Genomic DNA, 3,405 nt, shown 5'->3' with positions numbered 1-3,405 from the left:
CCTCCGGCGGCTCCGCCGCCACCTCCCCCTAAGGGGGGAGGAAGTAATCTTCTACGTAGCCTCGCGCGGCCACCATGCCGACATCGGCGGCACGGCACCGGGCTCGATGACGCCGCTTGCCACCACGGTCGACGAGGAAGGCGTGCTGTTCGACAATTTCCGCGTCGTCGATCGTGGAAAATTCCGCGAGACGGAGTTGCAAACGCTGCTCACCGACCACCCCTATCCCGCCCGCAACCCGCATCAGAACATCGCCGACCTAAAGGCGCAGATCGCCGCGAACGAAAAGGGCGTGGCGGAATTGCGCAAGATGGTCACCCATTTCGGTCTCGACGTCGTCGAAGCCTATATGGGCCATGTCCAGGACAACGCCGCCGAAAGCGTGCGCCGCGTGCTGGAGCGACTGCCAGATAGTTCCGAGTACGAATACCCGACCGACACCGGCCAGGTGATCAAGGTGAAGATAACCGTCGATCGGCAAAAGCGCGAGGCGACCGTGGACTTCACCGGCACCTCGCCTGTCATGAAGAACAATTTCAACGCGCCCGAGCCCGTCGCCCGCGCCGCCGTGCTCTATGCCTTCCGCGTCATGGTCGAGGACATGATCCCGATGAATGCCGGGTGCCTCAGGCCCATCAACATCATCATCCCCGACGGCTCGATGCTGAAGCCGGCCTACCCCGCAGCAGTCGTCGCCGGCAATGTCGAGACCTCGCAGCATGTCACCAACGCGCTGTTCGGAGCCATGGGCGCCATGGCCAATGCGCAAGGCACGATGAACAACCTGACCTTCGGCAACAAGCAGTACCAGTATTACGAGACGATCTGCTCCGGTTCACCGGCAGGCCGGATGAACTCCGGCCGCGGCTTTGCCGGCACATCCGGCGTCCACACCCACATGACCAATTCGCGCCTGACCGACCCGGAGGTGCTGGAATTGCGCTTTCCCGTGCTGCTCGAGGATTTTCACATTCGCGAAGGCTCCGGCGGCAAAGGCAAATGGGATGCCGGTGACGGCACCAGGCGGACGATCCGTTTCCTCGAAAAGATGGAATGCGCCATCCTGTCCTCGCACCGCAACCGCCCGCCGCAAGGCCTTGATGGCGGCGGTGACGGCGAGGTCGGCTCGACCAAGGTCCGCCGCCAGGACGGCAGCGTCGAGACGCTGAAGGCCTGCGACCAGACCGTGCTCGACGCCGGCGACGCCGTCATCCTGACGACGCCGACGCCGGGCGGGTTTGGCAAGGCCTGAACTCGCGTCAACAGGCTGTCACCCGCCTGTCATGCCCCTGAGTTACCCGCTTGCGGCAAAGCAAATGGGGAATCACTTTGCCATGACGGACGTCTCCTCGGATCTCGTTTTTCGCCGCGGCAAGGAAGTTGGAAAAGCCGTCTACCAGAACCGCCCGCTTTCGCAGGCCGGCCTTTCCGAACGACTGTTTGCGCTGCTGTTTTCCGGCCTTGTCTATCCGCAGATCTGGGAAGACCCTGAAGTCGACATGGAGGCCATGCAGCTTGGCCAGGGCCACCGCCTCGTCACCATAGCGTCGGGCGGCTGCAACATCCTCGCCTACCTCACCCGCTCGCCTGAACGCGTCGATGCGGTCGACCTCAACGCCGCCCACATCGCCTTGAACCGGATGAAGCTGGAGGCGGTGCGGCATCTGCCCTCGCAGGGCGATCTGTTCCGTTTCTTCGGCGCCGCCGACACCAACCACAATTCGCAAGCCTATGACCGCTTCATCGCGCCGCATCTCGACCCGGTCAGCCGCCACTATTGGGAGCGTCGCAGCTGGCGCGGCCGCCGGCGCATCACCGTCTTCGACCGCAATTTCTACCAGACCGGCCTGCTCGGCCTGTTCATCGCCATGGGCCACCGCATCGCCAAATTCTTCGGCGTCGATCCCGCCGGTATCATGGCGTCGAAGAGCCTCGCCGACCAGCGCCGCTTCTTCAACGAAGAGCTGGCGCCGGTCTTCGACAAGAAGCTGTTGCGCTGGGCTACCTCGCGCAAGGCTTCGCTGTTCGGCCTCGGCATTCCGCCGGCGCAGTACGATTCGCTGATCACCTCGGGCGATGGTTCGATGGCCAGCGTGCTGAAGGCCCGGCTGGAAAAGCTCGCTTGCGATTTTCCGCTGAAGAACAACTACTTCGCTTGGCAAGCCTTCGCCCGTCGCTATCCCAATCCGGGTGAGGCCGCCCTGCCCGCCTATCTAGAAGAGGCCAACTACAAGGCGATCCGCAACAATGTCGATCGCGTCGGCATCCACCACGCCAATCTGATCGAATTTCTGGCCGGCAAGGACGCAGGCACCGTCGACCGTTTCGTCCTGCTCGACGCGCAGGACTGGATGACGAACGACCAGCTCAATGCCCTTTGGTCGGAGATCACCCGCACCGCCTCGGTCGGCGCCCGAGTCATCTTCCGTACCGCCGCCGAGCCCAGCCTGCTGCCGGGCCGCGTCTCGATCTCGCTGCTCGACCAGTGGACCTACGAGGACGAGGCCTCGCGCGACTGTTCGGCCCGCGACCGCTCGGCCATCTATGGCGGCTTCCACCTCTATGTGAAGCGCGCGGCATGAGCGCGAGCGAGCTGCCGGCCGACCATGCCGAACTGATGGACGGCGTCTATCGCTGGCAGCGCCACATCTACGACCTGACTCGCAAATATTACCTGCTCGGCCGCGACCAGATGATATCCGGGCTGGATGTGCCGGCGAATGGCAGAGTGCTCGAACTTGGCTGCGGCACCGGCCGCAACATCGCGCTTGCCGCCCGCCGCTATCCCGACGCCCGCCTCTACGGCCTCGACATCTCGGCCGAGATGCTGGAGACCGCCGGCAAGGCGATCGGCCGCGACGGCCTGTCCGGCCGCGTCGTGCTGGCGCGCGGCGACGCCACCGATTTCGACGCCAAGACGCTGTTCGGCATCGAGCGCTTCGACCGCATCTTCGTGTCCTATTCGCTGTCGATGATCCCCGGCTGGGAAAAGACGGTTTCAGCAGCCCTTGCGGCACTCGCACCCGGCGGCTCGCTGCATGTCGTCGATTTCGGCCAGCAGGAAGGCTTGCCCAACTGGTTCCGGACATTGCTGCGCGGCTGGCTCAAAAAATTCCACGTCGCGCCACGTGAATCTCTGCGTGAAGTCCTGGAATCGGAATCTCGGCGAACCGGCGCAAGCTTCCGTTTCCGCACGCTTTATCGCGGCTATGCCTGGCTGGCGGTGATCGAGTCGCACGACCTCACCTCCCCCTCGATGGGGGAGGTCGCGCCGAAGGCGCGGGTGGGGGTGAAACGCTAGGCCCCCCCCCCCCGGCCGGGGCGCCCCCCCCCCCCCAAAAAAGGGGGGGGAATAGGGGGAAAGGGCCGGCGAGACCCAGGGGCCCGCCCACCAAAAAGCCCCGG

At 64.6% G+C, this 3,405-nt stretch carries 3 protein-coding genes; all 3 read left to right on the top strand.

The window, feature by feature from the left end; genetic code table 11:
* Positions 1 to 1,252, top strand: a 1,252-nt coding sequence (locus NKI10_RS30755; protein WP_352862606.1) for a hydantoinase B/oxoprolinase family protein, incomplete at its 5' end; no start/stop codon positions are given.
* A 31-nt stretch (positions 1,253 to 1,283) separates the two neighbouring features.
* A complete protein-coding gene (locus tag NKI10_RS30750) occupies positions 1,284 to 2,582 on the top strand; it encodes a BtaA family protein (RefSeq protein ID WP_031251085.1) in 1,299 nt (432 codons plus the stop codon).
* Positions 2,579 to 3,301, top strand: coding sequence for a class I SAM-dependent methyltransferase (locus NKI10_RS30745; protein ID WP_352862605.1), 723 nt, complete (start codon positions 2,579 to 2,581; stop codon positions 3,299 to 3,301). Before NKI10_RS30750 ends, NKI10_RS30745 begins: the two co-directional genes overlap by 4 nt.
* Positions 3,302 to 3,405: the final 104 nt, after the last annotated feature.

Origin of the sequence: Mesorhizobium sp. M0802 (assembly GCF_040320115.1) — a bacterium.
GTDB lineage: Bacteria > Pseudomonadota > Alphaproteobacteria > Rhizobiales > Rhizobiaceae > Mesorhizobium.
The sequence above is the reverse complement of the archived record's forward strand: the minus strand, read 5'-3'. Positions and strand labels throughout refer to the sequence as shown.

Coding starts and splice junctions, on each gene's coding strand:
- NKI10_RS30750 (WP_031251085.1), top strand. CDS start 1,284: ATGCCCCTGAGTTACCCGCTTGCGGCAAAGCAAATGGGGAATCACTTT.
- NKI10_RS30745 (WP_352862605.1), top strand. CDS start 2,579: ATGAGCGCGAGCGAGCTGCCGGCCGACCATGCCGAACTGATGGACGGC.